Genomic DNA, 20,817 nt, shown 5'->3' with positions numbered 1-20,817 from the left:
AATAACTGAAGTGAATTAAGTTCACGAAGGCGATTGGAATGCAAAACCGGGCACTCGAGATGGAAGTCTTCGTGACGATCGTCGAAGCCGGCAGCTTTTCGGCGGCGGCCCGGGTCTTCTCGATGTCGCCTTCGGCCATCAGCAAGCTGGTCACGCGTCTTGAAAAACGCCTCGGCGTACAGCTCGTGGTGCGCTCGACCCGCAGTTTCCGACTGACCACCGAAGGAAACGATTTCTACAAGACGTCCCGGGCCATCGTTCAGGAAATTGCCGAGGCCGAAGCAAAGATCGCACGCAAGGCAGAGGCCGTCGGTGGGCTTTTGAAAGTCAGCACCAACCTGCCGTTCGGCACGCACGTGTTGTCACCTCTCGTCGTGCGGTTTCTCGACGAAAACCTGGGCATGCGGATCGATCTCGAATTCAGCGACGAACCGATCGACCTGATTGCGGAGAAGACCGATATCGCGATCCGAACGGGCGTTCTGCGCGATTCTTCGTTACGTTCCCGTCGGTTGCTGAGTTCACCAAGGCACGTCGTCGCCGCGCCGGATTATCTCGCCCGGCACGGCGAGCCGGCCAGACCGGAGGACCTGCGCAAGCACGCGTGTCTTACCTTTGGCGGCCGTCCGCATCTCAACACCTGGCAGTTCAAGGACCCGGTAGACGGTGCGTCGGTTCATGTCGACGTGGCCGGCAGGCTGGTCGTCAACAACGGCGAATCCATGCGCCACTTCGCGCTGCAGGGGGCCGGTATCGCCCGGCTTTCTGCATTTCATATCAGTCGCGATCTTGCCGAAGGACGCCTCGTTCAGCTGCTCGGTCCTTGGGATGCAGGGGAGACTGAACCCATATCGGCGATCTATTCGGCCCAGACGCATGTGCCGCAGAGAATTCGCAGGTTCTTGGATTTCCTGGCGCGCGCGATCTGACGAGAAGTGATCAGTTGATAAATTATCACTTGATCAGTTTTGGCGATGGTGTTACCTCTTGTGTTAGCTCAGGGAGAGAGCATGGGAGGTTCCCGACCGCCGTTAGGGTCGGAGCCAAGTCTGATTTTCAAAGCATGAGGGCTGACGTCGCTAAGGTGTCAGAACGATCGGCTATGGCAAAAGCAGCACGAAAATACCTCGACGCGGCCGATCGGGAGCAGCAGATCCTCGAATTTGCGATCGATTTCGTCGCCCAGCGAGGACTGCGGTTCACAACGCGCGAACTGGCCGATGCGCTCGGCGTTTCTCAGCCGCTGCTCTACAGGTACTTCAAGAACCGCGACGACCTGCTCCAGAAGATCTATGACGAAGTCTACCTGAAGCGTTGGGATGCGGGCTGGAACGATCTGCTCGCCGATCGTTCGCTGTCGATCCGCGAACGCCTCGTCCGTTACCTTAGGGCCTACACGGCTGCGATCCTCGATGAGCGCTGGATCCGGATCTTCATCGCGTCGGCGCTGGAAGACCCGCAGATCACCCAGAAATATCTCGGTTTGCTGCATGAGACGACCTTTCCGCTGATCTTCGCCGAAATCGCGGCTGAAGTGGGTGTCGAGGTTCCGACAGGTCCGAAGGCGGACGAACTGGTGCTTGAAATCGTCTGGGGTTTTCACTCCAGTTTCTTCTACATGGGCGTGCGGAAATACGTTTACCGCAACAATATCCCGGATGATCTCGATCCGATTATCCGCGCGCGCGTCGAAGTGTTTGTCACCGGCCTTGCCGCGAGCATGAGCGATCTCGGACAGTTCCTGCCCGAGTTGGAGGTCAGCCGATGAACAGCATCCAAGACCTCCGCGTTTTCTCGGAAATCGTCAAATCGAACAGCTTTTCTCTAGCAGCCTCGAAGCTCGGCCTGTCGCCGGCAACGATGAGCGGACGGCTGAAGGCGCTCGAATGTCACTTCGGGGTCGCGTTGTTGAAGCGGACCACACGCTCGCTTTGCCTGACGGAGGAAGGGCGCTATCTCTTCGAAACCTCGCAGACGATCCTTGAGGATTTCGAGCGGCTCGACAAGACGATGCGCGCGCGCAAGAAGAACCCGAACGGAACGGTGACGATCGCAGCACCCACTGAATTCGGGCGGAAGTACCTGATCCCCTTGACCAGCGAGTTCGGCGCCGCTCACCCGGAGATCGGTTTCCGCCTCATCCTTGGTGACGAGGACGTCAATCTGGTCGACGACGATTGCGACATCGTCATTCGCTTTGGCGCCGTGCCTGACAGCGCGCTCACCACGCGCAAGCTTGGCGAAAACCCGATGGTCATTTGTGCGGCTCCCGACTATCTGGCGCGGGTGGGGGCACCGGATGTCCCGTCCGATCTCGCTGCCCATAACTGTCTCGTCTATCTCGACGGCAAGATGGTTGCCGACAAATGGGGTTTCGCCGTCGATGGCGAACCGACGCTCGTTCGCGTCAGCGGCAACCGCATTGTTTCCGACAGGCAGGCGCTGATCGACCTTGCCAAGGCCGGACAAGGCCTCATTCGCGTGTCGTCCTGGGATGTTGCGCGCGAACTGGAAGAGGGAACGCTGGTTGCGGTCCTCAGGGACTTCGACTGCGACCCGGAGATCATTCATCTTCTGTCTGAACCGAGACACCGCCTGCCTTTGCGGACGGCCGAGTTCATCGATTTTCTCCTGCAGCGCGTGAAGCGCCTGAGCCGAAGCGCGGAGCTCTGCAGGACCGAGTACCCAAGGCTGCGCGGCGCCGCCTGATCGCTTTCTCATCGCCCTTGTTTCCAACGGTGCGCCCTTGCTGACCACCGAACGACGACGCATGGAGTTTTTTAGAATGGATTATGGTCTTACCGGCAAGCACGTGTTGATAACGGGTGGTGCCACGGGCATCGGGCGCGCCATCGCCTCCGTCTTTCTCGCCGAGGGAGCGGATGTCACGGTAAGCGGCATCAGTGCCGCGGAGGTCGAGGAGGCGGTTTCCGCTCTCGGTCAACGATGCCGGGGGATCGCAGGCGATCTGACCGCTGCGGGTGAAGCCGAGCGGCTCCATGCATTCGCTTCGTCCCACCGCCCCGTCGATATCCTTATCAACAACATCGGTATCTTCGAAGTGCGCGATTTCTTCGAGACGACGGATGAACACTGGTTTCGCTATTTCGACGTGAACGTCATGACTGGTGTGCGCATGTCGCGGCTGGTGCTGAAGGACATGCTGGCGCGAGGCGAAGGCAGCGTTGTCTTCATCAGCAGCGAAAGCGCCGTCAAGCCGCAGCCATGGATGGCGCATTACGGCGCCATGAAGACCTGCCTGCTCGGTCTGTCGCGCGCGCTTGCCGAACTGACGAAAGGCACCCGGGTCAGGGTCAACACCATCCTGCCGGGTCCGACGAACACCGAAGCGGTGCGCCGATACCACCAGGAAATCGCCGACGAGAAGGGTACGACCCGCGACACGGTCGTCTCCGACTACTTCGACGAAACCGAGCCGACCTCGCTCATCAGGCGAATGATCGAGCCAGACGAGGTGGCGCGCAGCGTCGTGCATCTGGCGGCAAGCTCGCACCTCAACGGCATGGCGATGCGTGCGGAGGGCGGCACCATCAGGGCCATTCTCTGAGCCTTCTTCAGCGGGGCTGAAGAGTGAATTCAGGGCAACGTCCTCAATCGCAAGCACCAATCGGTTTATCAATAAAATCAGCAGGTTTCGGGAGGTGCAGGTGAACAGATTTGATCTTGGCGGCAAGCGTGCGTTCGTCACGGGCGCAGCAAGTGGACTCGGGCAGGCAATCGCAATCGCGCTTGCCGAAGCGGGTGCCCATGTCGCCTGCTTCGACTTGCCGCGTGCAGTCGGCCAGGAGGAGACGCTGGCAGCCATCTCCGCGACCGGCAACAGAGTGCTGGCCCTCGAGGGCGACGTCACCGATCGCAGTTCGATCGAGGCCGCATTCGATCGAGCCGAGCGCGAGCTCGGCGAGATCGATATCGCCGCCAATAGCGCCGGCATCGCCAATGTCAGTGCGGCCGAGACTATGCCGCAGTCGCAGTTCCTGCGGATGATGGACGTCAACCTCAACGGGCTCTTCTGGTCCTGCCAGGTCGAGGGCCGCCGCATGCTGGAGCGTGGCCGCGGCTCCATTCTCAACATGGCGTCGATCTGTGGCTCGACCGCCATCCCCGGTCTTGAGCAGGTGCACTACGATGCGACGAAGGCGGCGGTGATCCGCCTGACGAAGAGCCTTGCCGCCGAATGGGCCGGGCGGGGTGTGCGCGTCAACTGCCTCAGCCCAGGCTTCATGGCCACGCCCATGAACAGCCGGCCGGAAGTGGCCGAGAACGTCCGCAAGTTCGCCGAGATGACACCGATGAAACGCATGGGGCAGCCACACGAAGTGGGCGGGCCGGCGGTGTTCCTCGCAAGCGAGGCGGCGAGTTACTGCACCGGTGTCGATCTCAACATCGACGGCGGTTTTCTATCAATCTGACGACAGAGTGGGAGGAGAAATCATGTCGACAGTTCTGAAATTTACCAGCGCCGCGATCATCGCCTTATTGGCCGCGTCACCGGCGCTCGCCAAGCCCGTCAAGATCGGCTGGATCCAGGGTAACGCCGCTTTCCAGGCCGAACAGCGCACCCAGGACGGCTTCAAGAAGTACCTGACCGAAAACAACATCGATGATTGGGAGGTGACCTATCTCGACTCTGCCGGTTCTGCCGAGAAGGTCGCCAACAACATCGAGGATGCGGTTAACCGCGGTGTCGACGTCATTTACGTGACCTATGCGGATCTGCGCGCCTCCAGCAACGCCCTCAAGGGCGCAGAATCAGCCCACATTCCAGTCTACACGGTCGACTCCGGCTGGATCCCCGGCTCGACCGCTGACATCACCACCAACAATTGGCAGATGTCTGCTGAGGTGTCGCTGAGCCTGATCAGCCAGATGAAGGGCAAGGGCAACCTCATCATTATCACCACCGACAAGATCAAGCCGGTGCGCGAGCGCACCGACACCTTGCGGGCGATCCTGAAGGAATATCCCGACATCAAGGTCATCGGCGAATACAACTTCGACGTCGCCAACTTCTATCAGGAAACGTTGAACGCCGTGCAGGACTTCGCCACACGCTACGGCGAAGAGATCACTGCCGTCTGGACACCTTGGGACGAGCCGGCGCAAGCGGCAATCACGGCTCTCCAAGGCGCTGGGCTGAACGTTCCGGTCTCTGGCATGGACGGGCACCCGGAAGCGATCAAGGCGATCTGCGAGCCGAACTCGATGTTCGTTGCGACCGGGCGGCAGCAGTTCGAGGAGTGGGGCGTGAACCTTGCGACCTATGCCAAGCGGGTCATGCTGGACGGTGATCATCCAAAGGAAGTCACGAACGGCAAGGACATCGTCTATTACGGTGCCACGCTCTTCACCAAGGACAACTGCAAGTGAACCGTCGGGCGGGCGGTGCTGCCGCCCGTCCATTTCGGAGGTGCAACATGTCGATTGTTCTTGAGAACATCACCAAGCAATGGCCGGGCACGCTCGCACTCGATGGCGTATCCATCGAGATCGTCGAGGGCCGTGTGCACGGCATTGTCGGCGAGAACGGAGCCGGCAAGACGACGCTTGTCAGCATTTTGAGCGGTGCCGTCCAGCCGACGGCCGGCACGCTCAGCATGGCGGGCCAACCGGTCGCATTCGAAAACCCGGCGGCGGCTGTGGCAAACGGCGTTTCGCTCGTATCGCAGGAAGGCAGCCTGGTGCCGCATCTGACCGGCGCCGAGAACATCTGTCTCGGCTTCGAGCCGGTCAAAAGCCGGTTCTTCATCAACCGGCGCGAGGTTCAGCGGCAGGCGGAAGAGCTCGCGAAACAGTGGTTTCCGGATACGGCAATCGCGCTCAACCGCAAGGTTGACGAGCTTCCCTATGCCGATCAGAAGGTCATCGAAATCCTTCGCGCCCTGCACTCGCGGCCCAAGGTTCTGATCCTCGACGAGCCCACGGCGACGCTGCCGGCTAAGGAAAAGCAGAGCCTCTGGACGCTGATCCGCCAATTGTCCGATGCCGGGATGGCGGTCGTCCTCATCAGTCACTTCCTGCAGGAAGTGATCGATCTTTGCGATGAGATCACCGTGCTGCAGGATGGCCGCAAGGTGAGCCACCTTTCCAATGCCGGGCACGAAGTCACCGAGCGTCAACTGATCGACCTCATGCTCAATCGTGGGCAGGCCGGCAACCAACATCGTCTGCCTGATGGTGCCTTGACGGAGCGCACGCTTGCTGCCGACGCGGAGATCGTCGTCGATATCGAGGGCTGGCAAGGCGAGCGTTTCCATATGGACGGCCTTAAGGTTCGCAGCGGCGAGATTGTCGGTCTGATCGGCCTGACCGGTTCGGGGCATTTCGAGTTCGCCCAGTCGCTGTTTGAGCCGCGCCTGGCGACGGCCGGTCGATACCGGTTCAAGAGCAAGGACGTCGTGCGGGCCAGCGTGCGCGACATGAAACGCTGTGGCGCAGCACTTATCCCGGATCACCGGATGATCAATGCCATGATCGGCGACTGGACCGTGCGCGAGAACATGTCGATGGCCGGGATCCAGGAAACGAGCCTCAAGCCTTTCGGAATTGTTCAGACCGGCCGCGAGCGTGCCGAGACACAGCGTCTGATCAAGCGGCTGAACATCAAGACATCGAGTGCGGAGACGAAGATCGTCGAACTGAGTGGCGGCAACAAGCAGAAGGTCTCCGTCGCCAAATGGCAATTCGCTTCCGAGGGCAGGTACAAGCTCTTCGTCTTTCTCGAGCCAACCGAAGGCGTGGATGTCGGCGCAAAGCGCGAGATCCACGAGCTCATCGTCTCGCTCGCCGAACGTGGCGCGGCTGTCATCGTTGCATCGAGCGATCTCCTCGAGATCGCCCATGTGGCTGACCGGGTCGTGGCGTTCAGGAATGGCCGGGACGCCGACCAGATTGCCCGTCGCGATTTCAGCGAGGCCGTCTTCATCAATGCAATTGCGGGGGTAACCCAATGACCATGACAACGACTATTGCTCCGGAGAAAGCGTCCCGCCCGATGCGCATTGGCACACTCATCCAGAAGTACAGCACGCTTGCCGTTCTGATCATCCTTTTCCTGGCTTTCGCGGTCGGCACGGATCGGTTCTTCAACGGCACCAACCTCGTCAACATCCTCCAGCAGATCTCGATGTTGACCATCGTCGCGGTCGGTCTGACCTTTGGGTTTGCCGCCAAGGAGATGGATCTTTCCGTCGGTTATGTCGTTGGACTCGCCGGTCTGCTCGCCCCCCTCTTGATGGTGGCGGGCGTGCCGATCCCCTTGTCGATCGTCGGCGCGCTCGTCGCGGGTCTTGGCGTCGGCCTCATCAATTCCGCGCTCGTCGTCGGCGTCGGAGTTCCGTCGCTGATCGCGACACTCGCGGCCGGCTCCATTCTGTGGGGCATCAACTTCATGATTTCCGGCGGGCGAGCGATCTATGGCGGCATTCCCGCCGACTATCTGGCGGTCGGCCAGGGCAAGGTCTTAGGCATACTGCCCTATCCGGCGCTGATCATGTTGGTCATTGTTGGCAGTTCGTGGTTCGTCATGGAGCGCACGACCTTTGGTCGCTACCTTTATGCCGTCGGCGGCAATGCCCGCGCCGCCGAACTTTCGGGCATCAAGGTGCGCTCCTATCGGGTCTATGGCCTTGCACTGAGCTCGCTCTTTGCCGCGATCTCCGGGATCATACTCTCGGCCCGGCTTGGTTCGGGTCAGCCGAATGGCGGTGAAACCTATCTTCTGGATGGCCTTGCTGCCGTGTTCATCGGCATGACGATGCTTCGCCCCGGCACGGCGACCGTGATGGGCACGTTCTTCGGGGCGCTGCTGATCGGCATCATGAACAACGGTCTCAATCTGGTGGGCATGGACACTTACGTGCAAAGCATCGTCAAGGGCATCATCATCGTCATCGCCGTGTCGGTGGTCTCCCGCACGACGAAGCTGAAGCTTCTTTGACCAACCGGTCGAGGGAGGATGCTGAAGAAACCTTGACGCGCTCCTCGATTGCCGTGGCATCCTTGTTGCGGCCGTCGAGAAGTATGTGGAGGAGACTGCAGCCATGAATCTGAACCTGAAAGACAAGGTCGTCATCGTCACCGGCGCAAGCTCCGGCATCGGGCTGGAAACGGCCAAGGCGCTTCTTGCCGAAGGCGCCCGCGTGCTGGGGGTCAGCCGTGACATGGCGCCGGTGAGAGACCTAGCCGCACATGCCCGCTGGCGGACATACGAGGTCGATCTTGGGGAGAAAGGCGCAGGGGAAGCTGCTGCGGACACGGCGCTCAAAGCCTTCGGCCGCATCGACGTGCTCTTCAATAATGCTGGCATCTGTCCAACGCGCGGCGGTTTTCTCGACGTTTCGGACGAGGATTGGGCGCAGACGCTCAATGTCAATCTCATGGGCTATGTCCGTATGGCGCGAGCTGTAATTCCCACCATGCTCGCGCAGAAGAGGGGTGTGCTTATCCATTGTGGTTCGGAGGCCGGGCGCATGCCGCATCCGCTGTTGCCAGACTACAGCACCTCCAAAGCGGCAATCGCGCTTCTGTCCAAAGCGCTTGCACGTGAGTTCACGTCCAAGGGCATTCGCTCGAATGTGGTTGCGCCCGCCCACATACGAACTGAGCTGTGGGACCGTCCGGGCGGGTTCCTTCACGCGCTTGCGGAGCGCTACGGTACCACGATCGACGGCGCGGTGGACGCGTTCCTTGCTGAATCAAGACTGCCCGCGGGGCGGCTTGGCACCGCCCGGGACGTGGCCATGGCGGTTCTTTACCTGGCCTCGGACCTCTCCGAGTTCATTAGTGGCGACGTGATCAATATCGATGGTGGGGTCATACCCACCACGTGACGGAGAAACCGGGATGATACCGATGATTGAGAGCAGCGTTGGAATGTCGAAGGCTTTTCGCGATGAGATTGCGAATGCGGACGAGCGGGTCGGACAGGTTCTCATGTCCGAAACTGACTTCGTGCGTGTCTGGCACATCTGCCTCGCCCCCGGTGAACGTCTCGGTTTCCACCGACATCAGCTGGATTACTGCTGGATTGCGCTGACGTCAGGACGGTCCCGCTCCACATATTCAGATGGGAAGGCTGTCGTTACCGACTACAACGCCGGCGACTGCAAGGTCTTCGCCTTTGCTGCCGACGAGACGATGGTTCACGATCTGACCAACATCGGCGGGACGCATCTCGCTTTCACAACTATAGAATTCAAGGGCGCGCTCGCGCGAGAGCGCGACAGGGTTGAACCACCAAAAAACGCTGTCCGCGATCTCAATGACTCCATGTGACGCAAGGCGGACGCTTTGCTATGGAATGTTCCTTCTGTGCGTCCAAGGTCGCATAATGTATCGACAGGAACGCTTTAGCCGCTTGCTCCCTCGCTCAGTATTTCCATGTACGCGCGATAGACGAAGACTCGGCCACGCCGTCGACCTGTTGCTTCTTCGACGATCCCAAGTTTCTGGAGTTGGTCTAGAGCTGCGTTGACGGTGGGCATGGTTAGTCCGCTCCGTTTCATCGCCGTGGGGGCGGTCAGATAAGGGCTGGTGCGCATGGCTTCGTGGATCTGGAGGACTGACCCCGTACGCTCAGACTCCCTTACGATGCGTTCGCGGTCGCCGTCGAACAGTCGTGCAATTTGATTGGCAGTCTCAAAAGCTTGTTCCGCTGTTTCGGCGATTCCATGTCGGCGGTAATTCGCTTGTTGGAAAGCGGATGGTCAAGAAGCAGCAGACGCGATGGTCGCTCCACGGCGCTCACATGCTCACGCAGGTCCGGACGACCGCGTTGAACGGCGGACTTCGCGATCGCTTCAGGGCACCATTCCGACAGCCAGACCCGAACGTGCCTTCGATATTCAAACCCAAGCCACCCCCTTTGCGCCGCCGGACCCTCGAGAAGTTACCGGTCTCCAAAGGGGCAATCTCAATTAACTGCCAACTCTTAAATTTAGTGCCAGGCTATCTTGTTGAAACTATTGCTGTCGGAGTCTTGCGGTTAAATGCAAAACGACATGGGCGCTTTGTAGCCGCTATAGGCATTGATCCCTTCGGTCGCACCAAGGTCGCCGGAGCGGATCTGCGGCATCTTCGGCAGTAGATCGGTGATTATCTTGGCCACGCTGCTCTTACCCATCCTTGCAAGCGGTCTGGCGATCCGTTCCTCGGCGACGTAGTGAGCGGGCAGGGCTTTTGCTGTCATTTGGACGGCGCAACATCGGCCCCGTGCGCAGTCATGACCCGGAGGTAGTCTTTTCCAAGAGCCCCGTCGTTGTAGTCGCACCAGTCTTGATATTGGACCATACTGACCATCCCTGCGCGAAGAGTTCGCGACGCGTTCTAAGAAGGTGGCGGTTCCGGCGGCTCGAAACTGGTGGTCGAGCATCTGAACCAAACGGTTCCGCACAATCAAGCAGCTCTCAAAAGTTTGCTGCCGTCAGCAGGCGGAAATGTCGCTTCATCGGAAACGCAACAGGCCCGTTATCAGAAAAACGCGCATGACGTGTAGACCCTCCAATCCCATTGCAAGGTCGAGATGCGGTCCGCGAGCCGGCGGTGGAGCTCGTAGCGTAGAAATAATCAGCGGTAAAAGGCGCCATGCAGCTGTTGATGTCGGGTTGGAAAGCCGGCAAGCGTTCACTGCGACCAGAGAGTCACGTTGAAATTGCGGCCACTGCTCATGGATATATGATCAAGAATGGGAATATTGATTATCTTTATATGTTCTATTAAGCTGACCATGATCATTTATTTGTGATAATTTTCTTCTTTATGGACATAAATATATGAACAGAAAGCAAGCCGCGCTCGCGCGAAAACAGTTGGAAAGACGTCTCGCGCCCGTGCGAGAACTCAAAATCATCTCGCCGCCTCGCGGTTGGATGAAGGCCATCCGGGAAGCTCTTGGTATGACCACCCGACAACTTGCCCACCGCATGGGAGCGGCTCCGTCTCGCATACCGGCCATCGAGAAGGCCGAGGTTTCCGGAGCGACAACAATCAAGACCCTTCGTGAGGCCGCTGCGGCAATGAACTGCACGTTCGTCTACGCTTTCGTGCCGATAAAACCGCTCGACGATATCCTTTACGAGCGTGCCGCCGAAAAGGTGGGCGAGGATATGACGAGGCTCGACCACACCATGCGGCTGGAGAATCAGGCGCTGCTTAAGTCGGACCTGGAGGCAGAACGTCGGCGGCTCGTGGAATCCCTGCTTACCGACGCTGCACGGCGCCTTTGGGATGAGGATTGAGATACATGGCTGAAGATCCTCTATTCGAGCACGACGACGAGGCAAACACCCCTCTACCCCCTGAGGAGCGGGAGCGGCTCATCCCTTCCTACATCACCTTGCGGCACGAGTTGAATGAGGCCGAGCAAGTCAATATCGGCGAGGGCCTGCGGTGGGCAACGTCGCGAAAAAGGGACGTGCTCGACCAGGCTTTTCTTTGTGAGCTGCATCGCCGCATGTTTGGGGACGTTTGGGACTGGGCTGGGGACTACAGAACCACGCCTCGCAATATCGGTATCGATGCCTATCGCATCTCAGTGGCAGTCAGGCAGGTGGTCGACGACGTACGCTACTGGGTCGAACACGAAACTTTTCCGCCCGACGAGATCGCCGTGCGGTTCAGTCATATGCTCGTGGCCATTCATCCCTTTCCGAACGGGAACGGCAGATTTTCCCGGCTGGCTGGTGATCTGCTGGCACGTCGGCTTGGCCGGCCGCCCTTTACCTGGGGCAGAGCTGATCTGGTGGATGCGGGCGAGACCCGCGCTCGTTATGTTGCGGCCCTTCGGGCGGCTGATAACCACGACATAGGACCGTTGCTGGCGTTCGCCCGCTCTTGAGGTTCGAACGGGGAGTTAGCCAGCCGAACTGAACCGAGGAAGACGATATGAAGACATTCACGCAGTCGCAGTGTCGGGCGAAATGAAAAACTGATCCCCCTGGAGGTGCGGACGAATTCTTGGACTAACAGGAGATAGTTCATGTATTCGTACGAAGACCGCATGAGAGCCGTGCAGCTCTACATCAAGCTTAGCAGACGCGTGAAGTCCATCGCGGACGCGCTGGGGATACACAAGACGGGCTGACAGATCAGAGATCGCGCACCTTGCCCGGCACGGAAGCGCCTGCCGTGGACAACATCGTGTCCAATACCAAACAACGAGGAAAACCCTCTTCGGCTTTCGTCGAGCCATCGATCAGAAATTTGCCTGAGGCGGGCGGGAGAACGCATCCCGTCCTACCCGCTTATGCGGCGTGAGCCGTCTGTGATTGCCCTGCCAGATGGAATCGAAACCCCGGAGCGTCAGCTTCGAGTGCTGCTCAAGCATGTTGTGCCGCATGGCTCGGGCAATAGCGCGCGAAAGCGTTCTGTCATACGTTCGCTCGCCCGGTCCGGCCGGCACGCCGAGCCTCGAACTGTAGAGCGCGTCGTCAGCTTATGGGCAATGCGCCCGCCTTCATCGAATGCAGCAAGCTGGCATGCCGTCGAGTTGCGTGCGGGGTTATACTGATGGATGCCGCCATTGCTCTTGGCACCGCCATGGCGACCGTTGCGCTGTCCGACAGAATGGCGACACCTTCGCCGATTACCTGCATGACTGCATTATGTCCGACATTCCGGCCACGAGGCGCTGATCATCGAGGACGATCTGGGCAGCGAGTTTCGCTATCGGGGCGGTCCGATTCCACCGCTGAAAGCGCTCGATCAGGCCCGCCAGGTCATCTATATCGGCGCCTTCAGCATGACGCTGCTGCAATCCCTGCGCGTCGGGTACATGATCATGCCGAGGGCGCTAGCGGAAAGGTGCCGCCGGCTGATTCAGGTTCGCTATGGGCGTTGCCGCAGTTCACCGAACAGATCGTTACCACGATTGAGTCGTCCGACACATCCAATCCGCGTGTCGAGGATCACCCCGAAATCGCCATCGAGTCTAGCCGGGGCGCGCGCTTGCGAGGATCGCCTGGGCAAGCGTCTCGGCGGCACGCGAGGGCTTGCTGCGGGGATGGGCGATGTGGAACATGTCCTCGAACGTCATGCGCTCGGGGGCGAGCAGCCGCAGGCGACCGTTGCGTACCCATTCGTCGGCGTAGTGGTCGGGCAAGAAGCCGATATAGGCGCCGGAGAGGAGCAATAGCAGCGTGCCCTCCATGTGCGGCGTGGCCGCCGCCCAGTGGAAGTTTACCCCACAGATCGTCTCGGTAAGCATGTAGGTGCGACCAGCAAAAGACTGCGCTTCCAGAACTGCGTCGGTGAGCGCATCGTCGGGCAGGTCGAATAGCGGGTGACCCTGCGCGCAATAGAGTTTCTGCACCTCGGAAAAAACGGGCTGCGTGCGCAAATGCGGCGTCGCGCTGCCGACCGTCGGCATCAGCACGATCTGATAACCACCATTTAGAAGGCCCTGATGTAGCACCTGCGGCGCGGCGACGTCGATCTCCAGATGCACACGCGGCGCCTGTCGGTGGAAGGCGGCGAGTGCCCCCTGGAGATCGAGATCCCGGTTGGTGATCATCGCGTCGACCGTGCCGAAGGTCAGGCTGCCGGTCAGTTCCCCTTGCGCCTCGCCGACACGGCTCTGGAACTTTTCCAGCGAGCCGAAAAGATCCAGCGTCGCCTCATAAACGAGGCGTCCTTCGTCGGTCAGAAGGAAACCGCTGCGCCCGCGGCTGCAGAGGCGTAAGCCCAGCCGCTCCTCAAGGTGGCGCATATGGGTGGAGATGGTCGCCTGCGTCATCCCGAGTGATGATTGCGCGGCGGAAAACCCCCCATGCTGCACGACGGAGGCAAAGACACGCAACAATCTCAACTCTGCATCGCCGAGCGACAGATTGAGGATGCGATGGCGAACCTTGTTGATCATTCATTGATTAAGTCACAACTAAACATCCAATCATAGATATTTTTAAGCGTATCGACCTTCCACACACTCCCTTCATCCTGAGGAGGAGAGACATGGCGGGTAATTCCTATGAAACCGGGCGGCTGAACCTGCCGTTCGTCGGCATCTGCACCTTCGGCAAATATCCCTACCAGCCGGACTGGGATGCGATCGATGCGGATGTGGCGATCCTCGGCGCGCCGTTTGACTGCGGTACGCAATGGCGCGCCGGCACCCGCTTCGGGCCGCGGGCCATCCGCGAGGCATCGACGCTGTTTTCCTTCGGCCATGGGGGCGCCTACGATCACGAGGACGACGTCACCTACCTGCCGAGCGACAAGGTTTCGATCGTCGATATCGGTGACGCCGACATCGTCCACACCGACACGATGAAGAGCCATGCCAACATCGAATTCGGCGTGCGCAAGATCCTGGCCGCCGGCGCGCTTCCGGTGGTGCTCGGCGGTGACCATTCGGTCAACATCCCCTGCATCAACGCGTTTGAAGACGACTGTGCTGGACACGGCCCGATCCATATCGTCCAGATCGACGCGCATCTCGACTTCGTCGACGAGCGGCACGGGGTTCGCTACGGCCACGGCAATCCCATGCGCCGGGCCGCCGAGAAGCCCTATGTCTCCGGGCTCTCGCAGTTCGGCATCCGCAACGTTTCCTCGACGGCCAAGGAAGGCTACGAGGATGCGCGGTCAATGGGCTCGGATATCCTGTCCGTGCGCCAGATCCGCGCGCTCGGCACGGAGAAGGTTGCTTCGCGCGTGCCGGCCGGAGCCCGCTACTACGTCACGATCGATATCGACGGCTTCGATCCCTCGATTGCGCCGGGCACCGGCACGCCGTCCCATGGCGGCTTCATCTATTACGAGGTGCTGGAGATCCTCTCGATACTCGCCAGGCGCGGCACCATCGTCGGCATCGACCTGGTCGAGGTTGCGCCGGATTACGACCACTCAGGCTCGACCTCGATCCTCGCCGCCCAGGTGCTGATGAACCTCATCGGCCGCGTCATGCACGCCAAGAGAGGCTGAGACCATGGGTCGTATCGCTTACGATTTTTCCGGCGAACACGTGCTGGTGACGGGCGCCAGCCGCGGCATCGGCCGCGCCGTCGCGGAAGGTTTTGCCGCCGCCGGGGCAGAGGTCACAATTCTTTCCTCCGGCCGTGGAATTTACGAGGCCGCCCGCGAGATGTCTGAACGCTTCGGCCGCAGGATCGCGGCGCTCGAATGCGATATCACCGACAGTGCTGCCGTTAAGGCAACGCTTTCGCCGCTTGGTCGCATCGATGTCCTCGTCAACAATGCCGGGCTCGAGCGCATTACGCCGGTGACCGACGAAGACGATAGCGTAGAAGACACGTTCCGACGCATCACCGATATCAACACCAACGGCACCTTTTATGTGACCCGCCATGCGCTGCCTCACATGCGCGAGGGGGGCCGCATCGTCGTCACCGCGTCGATCTGGAGCCGTGTCGCGGTGCCGGAGTTCTCCGCCTATATCGCCTCCAAGCACGCCAATCTTGGTTTCACCCGGGTGATGGCCAAGGAACTTGGGGGACGAGGCATTCGCGTCAATGCCGTCTGCCCCGGCTGGGTGCGCACCGAGGCGGCGATGCTGTCGCTGAAGAACATGTCGCTGCGCACCGGGCGCAGCGAGCAGGACCTGCTGGACGAGATCGTGGGAGCCCAGGTCCTGCCGGGCCTCCTGGAACCGGAAGACCTCGCTGCACCCTATCTCTTCCTCGCTTCCGATGGCGCAAGGGACATGACGGGCCAGGCGCTGATGCTCGACCGCGGCGAGGTGATGGCATGAGTGCGCGCGTTCTTGTCACCGGCGCCTATCGCGGTATTGGGGCTGCTTGCGCCCTGGCATTCGCAGCGACAGGAGCTCGGGTTGCGCTTGCCGATATTCGCAAACCGGACGAGACGGCGATTTCGGCTGTACAGGCAGGGGCTACGGAAACCCTGACGCTTGCCTGCGATGTCTCAGACGAAGGTTCGGTCGCCGCCATCGGCGAGGTGGTGCAACAGACGTTCGGCGGACTGGATATCGTCGTCCACTGCGCCGGCGTCATTCATGAAGCGGCCTTGCTTGAAACGCCCGTTGCGGATTTCGACCGGGTCATCGCCATCAACCTGCGTGGCAGCTTCCTCGTCGGCAAGATGGCATTGGGGCTGATGGGGGGAACGGCTGAGGAGCCAGCGCGGCTGATCATGATTGCCTCCGACATGGCCTATTACGGCCGCGAGACCTTTTCGCCCTATGTCGCGTCCAAGCACGGCGTGCTCGGTCTGGTGCGTTCCTGGGCAAAGGAATTTGCGCCGCGCGTGCTGGTCAATGCGATCTGCCCCGGTCCGATCGATACCGAGATGCTTGGGGCGGCGAACATGAGCGCCGAATGGCGTGCCAGGGAACTGGCGATCCCGCTTGCGCGCTTCGGCAAGCCCGAGGAGATCGCCGAACTCGCATGGTTTCTCGCCGGCTCCGGCGGGCGCTACTTCACCGGCCAGGGGATCGGCAGCAACGGCGGGAGCATCATGCCATGATCGCCAATCCCATTCCCTGGCCGAACGGCGCCAAATGCGCCGCCTCCATCACCTTCGACATGGATGCCGACAGCCTCGTCCATATCGCCCATCCAAAGGATGGCCACAGCCGCGTATCGGCGATCTCGATGCTGCAATACGGGCCGAAAGTCGCGATCCCGCGCATTGTCGAGAGCTATCGGCAACTGGGCATCAAGCAGACCTTCTTCGTGCCGGCCTGGTGCATCGAACAATATCCGCAGGCGATCGAGGCCATACTGGAAGGCGGCCACGAGCTGGCGCATCACGGCTTCCTGCACGAGCACCCCCGCGAACTTTCGGACGAGCAAGAGGCGCACTGGCTCGACCGCGGCATCGAGGTGATCGTGAAGGCCAGCGGCAAGCGACCGCGTGGCTGGCGGGCGCCGCTTTACAACTTTTCCCACCGGTCCGCTGACCTCCTGGTGTCGCGGGGCTTTGCCTACGACGCCTCGTTGATGGGTGACGACATTCCCTATCTGCTTGAATGCGACGCCGGCAGCCTCGTCGAGCTGCCGTCGCACTGGGGCCTCGACGATTGGCCGCAATATGTTCAGTCGATGGACCTCGACTACATGATGCCAATCCGCGCGCCGGAGCAGGGCTTTGCCGCCTTTTCGCAGGAGTTCGAGGCGGCCTATCGCCACGGCGCGCTCTGGGTGCCGGTCGTGCATCCCTTTGCCACCGGCCGGCTTGCCCGTTGGGAGGTGGTGCATCGCTTCCTCGAACAGGTTCTCACGCGCGGTGACGTCTGGTTCGCGCCGATGGAGGAGATTGCCGCCCATGTGCGGCGTGTTGCCGAAAACGGCAGCTGGTCGCCGAGGATTGACCGACTGCCCTTTTATTCCGAGCCCGTCACGGTTCGGTAGCCGGCAGCGGGTTTATCCGCTTCCGAAGATCGGCGGCTGATGGAGCCGCAATGGACTTCGCGGAAAGACGCCAGAAGGCGCGACGCGAAAAGGGGAACGACGATGGAAAACAACGATATCGCCTGGCAGAGCGAACTGGCGCGGCGCGCCCGCATCTACGAAGATATCGAGGCGGGCGACCGCTTCGAGGGCACGATGACTGCGCTCGACTACACCGGCATGACGGTATTGACGCTCGTGCTGGTCGTCGGCTTCTGGCTCTGGGGGGCTTGAGATGACCGATCATGTCGCACTCGAACATATCTCCACTTTGAAGACGGAACAGGAAGAGGCCGCCCGCAATCGTGCTGCCGCCGAGCGCGGCGATGCGCCCCTCTTGCCGTCTGAACGGCTCTGGGGCTTCTGGGAGTTCACCTATGCCAATTCGGCACTGGCGATTGCCACCTGGGCCTTTCTGATCGGCGGCTCTGTCGGCCTCTTCGTCGGGCCGAAGGAGGGTATCGCCGCCATTATCATCGGCAACATCGTCGGCGTCGTGCTGACGGCGCTTGCCACCACCACCATGACCGGCCGCTACGGCGTCGAGCAGTTCGTGGCGCTGCGCAGCCAATTTGGTTACAACGGCAGCCGCGTCGTCTATGTGCTCGCCGTCGTCATTCTCACCATGGGGTGGCTTGCGGTTCTCGCGATGATGTTCGGTCGCTCGATCGACGGGCTGATGGCGCTGAGCGCCGGTGAGGCCGCCAATCCGACGGGCGCGAAGATGATCATCGCCGCAATCGGCGCAATCCTGCTCACCTGGTTCATCGTCGCCAAGGGGCCGACCTCGATCAAGTTCTTCAACATGGTCGTGTCGCCGGCGCTGGTCCTCTTGATGGTGGCGATGCTCTACCTCATCCTCAGCCATCATTCGATCGGCGAGCTTCTGGCCTTGCCGGCCCTTGCGCCGCCTTTCGAGGACAAGACGCTGAACTTCATCGTCGCGGTCGAGGTCAATCTGGCAGCCGGCTTCTCCTGGTGGCCTTATATCGGCAATCTGGCGCGGCTGACGAAGAACGAGCGCACCGCCTTCTGGCCCAATGTTCTCGGTATCTTCGCGGCGGCAGCACTCGGCGAAATTGTCGGCCTGCTTGCAGCAGTCGCACTCGGCGAAAGCGATCCGACGATCTGGATGACGAAGATCGCCGGTCCGATGATCGGCATCGTTGCGCTGCTTTTCGTCGCCTTCGCCAACATGACCTCGATGGCAAACATCCTCTACACGTCGATCGTTGGCCTCAGGCAGGTCGGAACTGCATCGGTTCGCGCCATTTCCTGGGGCGCGATCCTGTTCCTCTTCTGCCTCATCCCGTTCGGGCTCGTGGTCTTCTACCCGCAGATGTATGACGGTTTCTTCATCTTCCTCGTCTGGACTTCCGCGCTGAATTCCGCGCTCGCCGGTATCGGGATCGCCGACTACTTCTTCCTGCGTGGCCAGAAGCTCGACATGCGCAGCCTGCACGGACCGCAGGAAAACGGACCGTATCGGTTCTGGGCGGGCTTCAACCCCATCGGGCTCTTTGCCCTTGCGGTCGGCTTCATCGTCTATGTCGCCGTCTTCAATCCGCAGACGCTGGCAAGCCTGCCGGCCTTCAAATACCTGACCGCCTCCGTGCCGTCCTGCCTTGCCGCAGGCGCCACCCACTACGTGCTCACTCGGCTTTTTGCCCGTGGCCGTGGTTGGGGCCAATACCCGTAACGCCTGGAGAAGACCGCCATGAGCGACACCTACGACTACATCATCATCGGCGCAGGATCGGCCGGCTGCGTGCTCGCCAACCGCCTTTCGGAGGACCCGTCGACCAGGGTGCTGGTTCTTGAATTCGGCGGCAGCGACAAGTCGATCTTCATCCAGATGCCGACGGCGCTTTCGATCCCGATGAACGGAACGAAGTACAATTGGAAATACATGACCCTGCCGGAGCCCGGTCTCGACGGCCGGCGCGTGCATTGCCCGCGCGGCAAGGTCATCGGCGGCTCGTCCTCGATCAACGGGCTCGTCTACATGCGCGGCCACGCCAGCGACTTCGACGAGTGGGAGGAACTTGGCGCGCGCGGCTGGCGCTACGCCAACTGCCTGCCTTATTTCCAGCGCGCCGAAAGCTGGCAGGACGGAGGCGACAGCTATCGCGGCGCCTCAGGTCCGCTTGCGACCAATGCCGGCAACGGGATGAAGAACCCGCTCTACGGCGCCTTCGTCGATGCCGGCCGCGAGGCGGGTTACATCACCACAGACGACCCGAACGGGCACATGCAGGAGGGCTTCGGCCCGATGCACATGACCGTCAAGGACGGGGTGCGCTGGTCGACGGCCAACGCCTATCTGAAGCCGGCGATGGGGAGGCCGAACCTCACGGTCATCACCCATGCGATGACGCGGCGCGTGCTTGTCGAAGGCAAGCGCGCCGTTGGCGTCGAGTACGAACTCGGTGGCGAGCGCCATGTCGCGCGCGCCAACCGCGAGGTGCTGATTTCCTCCGGACCGATCGGATCGCCGCACCTGTTGCAGCGCTCCGGTATCGGGCCAGCCGCCATGCTGCAGAGGGCCGGTGTTCCCGTGCTGCACGATCTGCCAGGGGTCGGCGAGAACTTGCAGGATCATTCCGAGGTCTACATCCAGTATGCCTGCAAGGAGCCGATCACGCTCAACGGCAAGATGGGGCTCTTCAGCAAGGCTTTGATCGGGGCCGAATGGCTCTTGTTCAAGAAGGGGCTTTCGGTCTCCAACCACTTCGAAAGCGGCGGCTTCATTCGCTCCGACGCGTCGCTGCAATGGCCGGATATCCAGTTCCACTTTCTGCCGGCCGCCATGCGCTACGACGGTAAGAAGCCGCTCGACGGCCACGGCTTCATGGTGCTGACCGGTCCGAACAAGCCGAAGAGCCGCGGCTATGTCCGGCTACGCTCTCCGGAAGCCCATGAGCAACCGGATATCCTTTTCAATTATCTCGACCGCGAGGAGGACCGCGAGGGCTTCCGCCGCTGCCTGCGGCTGACGCGCGAAATCATCGCCCAGCCGGCCTTCGACCGCTTCCGCGGCGAGGAAATGGCGCCGGGCAAGGATGTTCGAAGCAACGACGAGATCGACGCCTGGGTGCGCGAGACAATGGAAAGCACTTACCATCCTTGCGGCTCCTGCCGCATGGGTGAGGACGGAATGGCAGTCGTCGACAGCGAGCTCAAGGTCCGCGGCATCAACGGGCTGAGGGTGATCGACAGTTCCGTCTTTCCGTCAGAGCCCAACGCCAACCTCAATGCGCCGACGATCATGCTGGCGGAACGCGCCTCCGACATGGTGCGCGGCAAGCCACTGCTTGCGGCTTCCAACGCCGCAGTCGGCGTCGCCCCCGGCGTTGGCGTCACCCAGCGCAGTGGAAAGCCGCTTCGCGCCGTCCGGCAATAATGATCCTTGGAAAGGACGGTGCGT

At 60.9% G+C, this 20,817-nt stretch carries 21 protein-coding genes and 1 pseudogene; 19 read left to right on the top strand and 3 right to left on the bottom strand.

The window, feature by feature from the left end:
- Window positions 1–38: 38 nt before the first annotated feature.
- The 10 genes from ASD01_RS18055 to ASD01_RS18010 all read left to right on the top strand — a co-directional run bounded on the left by ASD01_RS18055 (window position 39) and on the right by ASD01_RS18010 (window position 9,297).
- Window positions 39–929 carry a LysR family transcriptional regulator gene (locus ASD01_RS18055; protein WP_034798531.1) on the top strand — a complete coding sequence of 297 codons (891 nt, stop codon included), beginning with the start codon at window positions 39–41 and terminating at the stop codon, window positions 927–929.
- Between the two features lie 173 nt (window positions 930–1,102).
- A complete protein-coding gene (locus ASD01_RS18050) occupies window positions 1,103–1,768 on the top strand; it encodes a TetR/AcrR family transcriptional regulator (protein ID WP_051659438.1) in 666 nt (221 codons plus the stop codon).
- On the top strand, window positions 1,765–2,709 hold the full coding sequence (locus ASD01_RS18045) for a LysR family transcriptional regulator (protein WP_051659439.1): 945 nt from the start codon (window positions 1,765–1,767) through the stop codon (window positions 2,707–2,709). Before ASD01_RS18050 ends, ASD01_RS18045 begins: the two co-directional genes overlap by 4 nt.
- Window positions 2,710–2,785: 76 nt before the next feature.
- Complete coding sequence (locus ASD01_RS18040; RefSeq protein WP_034798533.1) at window positions 2,786–3,568, top strand: SDR family NAD(P)-dependent oxidoreductase; 783 nt, start codon at window positions 2,786–2,788, stop codon at window positions 3,566–3,568.
- Window positions 3,569–3,668: 100 nt separating this feature from the next.
- Entirely contained in the window at window positions 3,669–4,433 is a 765-nt protein-coding gene (locus tag ASD01_RS18035; RefSeq protein ID WP_060644227.1) for an SDR family oxidoreductase, read from the top strand.
- A gap of 22 nt (window positions 4,434–4,455) precedes the next feature.
- Window positions 4,456–5,391 carry a sugar ABC transporter substrate-binding protein gene (locus ASD01_RS18030; RefSeq protein ID WP_034798535.1) on the top strand — a complete coding sequence of 312 codons (936 nt, stop codon included), beginning with the start codon at window positions 4,456–4,458 and terminating at the stop codon, window positions 5,389–5,391.
- A gap of 47 nt (window positions 5,392–5,438) precedes the next feature.
- Window positions 5,439–6,974, top strand: a complete 1,536-nt coding sequence (locus ASD01_RS18025) for a sugar ABC transporter ATP-binding protein (protein WP_060644221.1) — start codon at window positions 5,439–5,441, stop codon at window positions 6,972–6,974.
- A 41-nt stretch (window positions 6,975–7,015) separates the two neighbouring features.
- Complete coding sequence (locus ASD01_RS18020) at window positions 7,016–7,960, top strand: ABC transporter permease (RefSeq protein WP_244495258.1); 945 nt, start codon at window positions 7,016–7,018, stop codon at window positions 7,958–7,960.
- A 103-nt stretch (window positions 7,961–8,063) separates the two neighbouring features.
- Window positions 8,064–8,852, top strand: a complete 789-nt coding sequence (locus ASD01_RS18015; protein ID WP_034798539.1) for an SDR family NAD(P)-dependent oxidoreductase — start codon at window positions 8,064–8,066, stop codon at window positions 8,850–8,852.
- A 22-nt stretch (window positions 8,853–8,874) separates the two neighbouring features.
- The gene (locus ASD01_RS18010; protein WP_200954155.1) at window positions 8,875–9,297 is read left to right on the top strand and encodes a cupin domain-containing protein; all 423 of its coding nucleotides are present in this window, start codon (window positions 8,875–8,877) and stop codon (window positions 9,295–9,297) included.
- 74 nt (window positions 9,298–9,371) lie between these two features.
- Here the strand turns inward: ASD01_RS18010 and ASD01_RS37430 are convergent.
- Together ASD01_RS37430 and ASD01_RS34790 are read right to left on the bottom strand one after the other, a co-directional pair.
- Window positions 9,372–9,692 (bottom strand): annotated as a pseudogene (locus ASD01_RS37430) (Fic family protein); the annotation flags it as partial.
- 314 nt (window positions 9,693–10,006) lie between these two features.
- Window positions 10,007–10,210 carry a hypothetical protein gene (locus ASD01_RS34790; protein WP_176960320.1) on the bottom strand — a complete coding sequence of 68 codons (204 nt, stop codon included), beginning with the start codon at window positions 10,208–10,210 and terminating at the stop codon, window positions 10,007–10,009.
- Between the two features lie 583 nt (window positions 10,211–10,793).
- Between ASD01_RS34790 and ASD01_RS18005 the strand changes: the two genes are divergently transcribed.
- Together ASD01_RS18005 and ASD01_RS18000 are read left to right on the top strand one after the other, a co-directional pair.
- The gene (locus ASD01_RS18005; protein ID WP_034798540.1) at window positions 10,794–11,258 is read left to right on the top strand and encodes a mobile mystery protein A; all 465 of its coding nucleotides are present in this window, start codon (window positions 10,794–10,796) and stop codon (window positions 11,256–11,258) included.
- Window positions 11,259–11,263: 5 nt separating this feature from the next.
- Window positions 11,264–11,857 (top strand): mobile mystery protein B, encoded by a 594-nt coding sequence (locus ASD01_RS18000; protein ID WP_034798541.1) that lies wholly within the window; start codon window positions 11,264–11,266, stop codon window positions 11,855–11,857.
- A gap of 1,092 nt (window positions 11,858–12,949) precedes the next feature.
- On the opposite strand, the gene ASD01_RS17995 is transcribed toward ASD01_RS18000, so the two are convergent.
- On the bottom strand, window positions 12,950–13,879 hold the full coding sequence (locus ASD01_RS17995) for a LysR family transcriptional regulator (protein ID WP_051659442.1): 930 nt from the start codon (window positions 13,877–13,879) through the stop codon (window positions 12,950–12,952).
- A 92-nt stretch (window positions 13,880–13,971) separates the two neighbouring features.
- Here ASD01_RS17995 and speB point away from each other — a divergent pair, with 92 nt between their 5' ends.
- The 7 genes from speB (at window position 13,972) to betA (ending at window position 20,793) form a co-directional block, all read left to right on the top strand.
- Window positions 13,972–14,943 carry an agmatinase gene (gene speB / locus ASD01_RS17990; RefSeq protein WP_034798543.1) on the top strand — a complete coding sequence of 324 codons (972 nt, stop codon included), beginning with the start codon at window positions 13,972–13,974 and terminating at the stop codon, window positions 14,941–14,943.
- 4 nt (window positions 14,944–14,947) lie between these two features.
- A complete protein-coding gene (locus ASD01_RS17985; protein ID WP_034798545.1) occupies window positions 14,948–15,730 on the top strand; it encodes an SDR family NAD(P)-dependent oxidoreductase in 783 nt (260 codons plus the stop codon).
- Window positions 15,727–16,464 (top strand): SDR family NAD(P)-dependent oxidoreductase, encoded by a 738-nt coding sequence (locus ASD01_RS17980; protein WP_034798547.1) that lies wholly within the window; start codon window positions 15,727–15,729, stop codon window positions 16,462–16,464. The genes ASD01_RS17985 and ASD01_RS17980 overlap by 4 nt, the downstream gene beginning before the upstream one ends.
- Entirely contained in the window at window positions 16,461–17,351 is an 891-nt protein-coding gene (locus ASD01_RS17975) for a polysaccharide deacetylase family protein (protein WP_034798548.1), read from the top strand. Before ASD01_RS17980 ends, ASD01_RS17975 begins: the two co-directional genes overlap by 4 nt.
- A 102-nt stretch (window positions 17,352–17,453) precedes the next feature.
- On the top strand, window positions 17,454–17,624 hold the full coding sequence (locus ASD01_RS36205; protein ID WP_089046047.1) for a hypothetical protein: 171 nt from the start codon (window positions 17,454–17,456) through the stop codon (window positions 17,622–17,624).
- 1 nt (window position 17,625) lies between these two features.
- Window positions 17,626–19,089: a cytosine permease gene (locus ASD01_RS17970; protein WP_034798550.1), complete on the top strand. Its 1,464-nt coding sequence runs from the start codon at window positions 17,626–17,628 to the stop codon at window positions 19,087–19,089.
- Between the two features lie 18 nt (window positions 19,090–19,107).
- Window positions 19,108–20,793 (top strand): choline dehydrogenase, encoded by a 1,686-nt coding sequence (betA, locus tag ASD01_RS17965; RefSeq protein ID WP_060529980.1) that lies wholly within the window; start codon window positions 19,108–19,110, stop codon window positions 20,791–20,793.
- The last annotated feature ends 24 nt before the right edge of the window (window positions 20,794–20,817 follow it).

It is taken from the genome of Ensifer sp. Root423 (genome assembly GCF_001426275.1).
Lineage (GTDB): Bacteria > Pseudomonadota > Alphaproteobacteria > Rhizobiales > Rhizobiaceae > Ensifer > Ensifer adhaerens.
This window is presented reverse-complemented; position numbering and strand designations above follow the sequence as displayed.

Excerpts from the sequence above, each read along its gene's own strand:
- ASD01_RS36205 (WP_089046047.1), top strand. The coding sequence starts at position 17,454 with ATGGAAAACAACGATATCGCCTGGCAGAGCGAACTGGCGCGGCGCGCC.
- ASD01_RS17985 (WP_034798545.1), top strand. The coding sequence starts at position 14,948 with ATGGGTCGTATCGCTTACGATTTTTCCGGCGAACACGTGCTGGTGACG.
- ASD01_RS18030 (WP_034798535.1), top strand. The coding sequence starts at position 4,456 with ATGTCGACAGTTCTGAAATTTACCAGCGCCGCGATCATCGCCTTATTG.
- ASD01_RS18045 (WP_051659439.1), top strand. The coding sequence starts at position 1,765 with ATGAACAGCATCCAAGACCTCCGCGTTTTCTCGGAAATCGTCAAATCG.
- ASD01_RS18000 (WP_034798541.1), top strand. The coding sequence starts at position 11,264 with ATGGCTGAAGATCCTCTATTCGAGCACGACGACGAGGCAAACACCCCT.
- ASD01_RS18050 (WP_051659438.1), top strand. The coding sequence starts at position 1,103 with ATGGCAAAAGCAGCACGAAAATACCTCGACGCGGCCGATCGGGAGCAG.
- ASD01_RS17970 (WP_034798550.1), top strand. The coding sequence starts at position 17,626 with ATGACCGATCATGTCGCACTCGAACATATCTCCACTTTGAAGACGGAA.
- ASD01_RS17980 (WP_034798547.1), top strand. The coding sequence starts at position 15,727 with ATGAGTGCGCGCGTTCTTGTCACCGGCGCCTATCGCGGTATTGGGGCT.
- ASD01_RS34790 (WP_176960320.1), bottom strand. The coding sequence starts at position 10,210 with ATGACAGCAAAAGCCCTGCCCGCTCACTACGTCGCCGAGGAACGGATC.
- ASD01_RS17995 (WP_051659442.1), bottom strand. The coding sequence starts at position 13,879 with ATGATCAACAAGGTTCGCCATCGCATCCTCAATCTGTCGCTCGGCGAT.
- ASD01_RS18040 (WP_034798533.1), top strand. The coding sequence starts at position 2,786 with ATGGATTATGGTCTTACCGGCAAGCACGTGTTGATAACGGGTGGTGCC.
- ASD01_RS18005 (WP_034798540.1), top strand. The coding sequence starts at position 10,794 with ATGAACAGAAAGCAAGCCGCGCTCGCGCGAAAACAGTTGGAAAGACGT.
- ASD01_RS18055 (WP_034798531.1), top strand. The coding sequence starts at position 39 with ATGCAAAACCGGGCACTCGAGATGGAAGTCTTCGTGACGATCGTCGAA.
- speB (WP_034798543.1), top strand. The coding sequence starts at position 13,972 with ATGGCGGGTAATTCCTATGAAACCGGGCGGCTGAACCTGCCGTTCGTC.
- ASD01_RS18025 (WP_060644221.1), top strand. The coding sequence starts at position 5,439 with ATGTCGATTGTTCTTGAGAACATCACCAAGCAATGGCCGGGCACGCTC.
- ASD01_RS18015 (WP_034798539.1), top strand. The coding sequence starts at position 8,064 with ATGAATCTGAACCTGAAAGACAAGGTCGTCATCGTCACCGGCGCAAGC.
- ASD01_RS17975 (WP_034798548.1), top strand. The coding sequence starts at position 16,461 with ATGATCGCCAATCCCATTCCCTGGCCGAACGGCGCCAAATGCGCCGCC.
- betA (WP_060529980.1), top strand. The coding sequence starts at position 19,108 with ATGAGCGACACCTACGACTACATCATCATCGGCGCAGGATCGGCCGGC.
- ASD01_RS18020 (WP_244495258.1), top strand. The coding sequence starts at position 7,016 with ATGCGCATTGGCACACTCATCCAGAAGTACAGCACGCTTGCCGTTCTG.
- ASD01_RS18010 (WP_200954155.1), top strand. The coding sequence starts at position 8,875 with ATGATTGAGAGCAGCGTTGGAATGTCGAAGGCTTTTCGCGATGAGATT.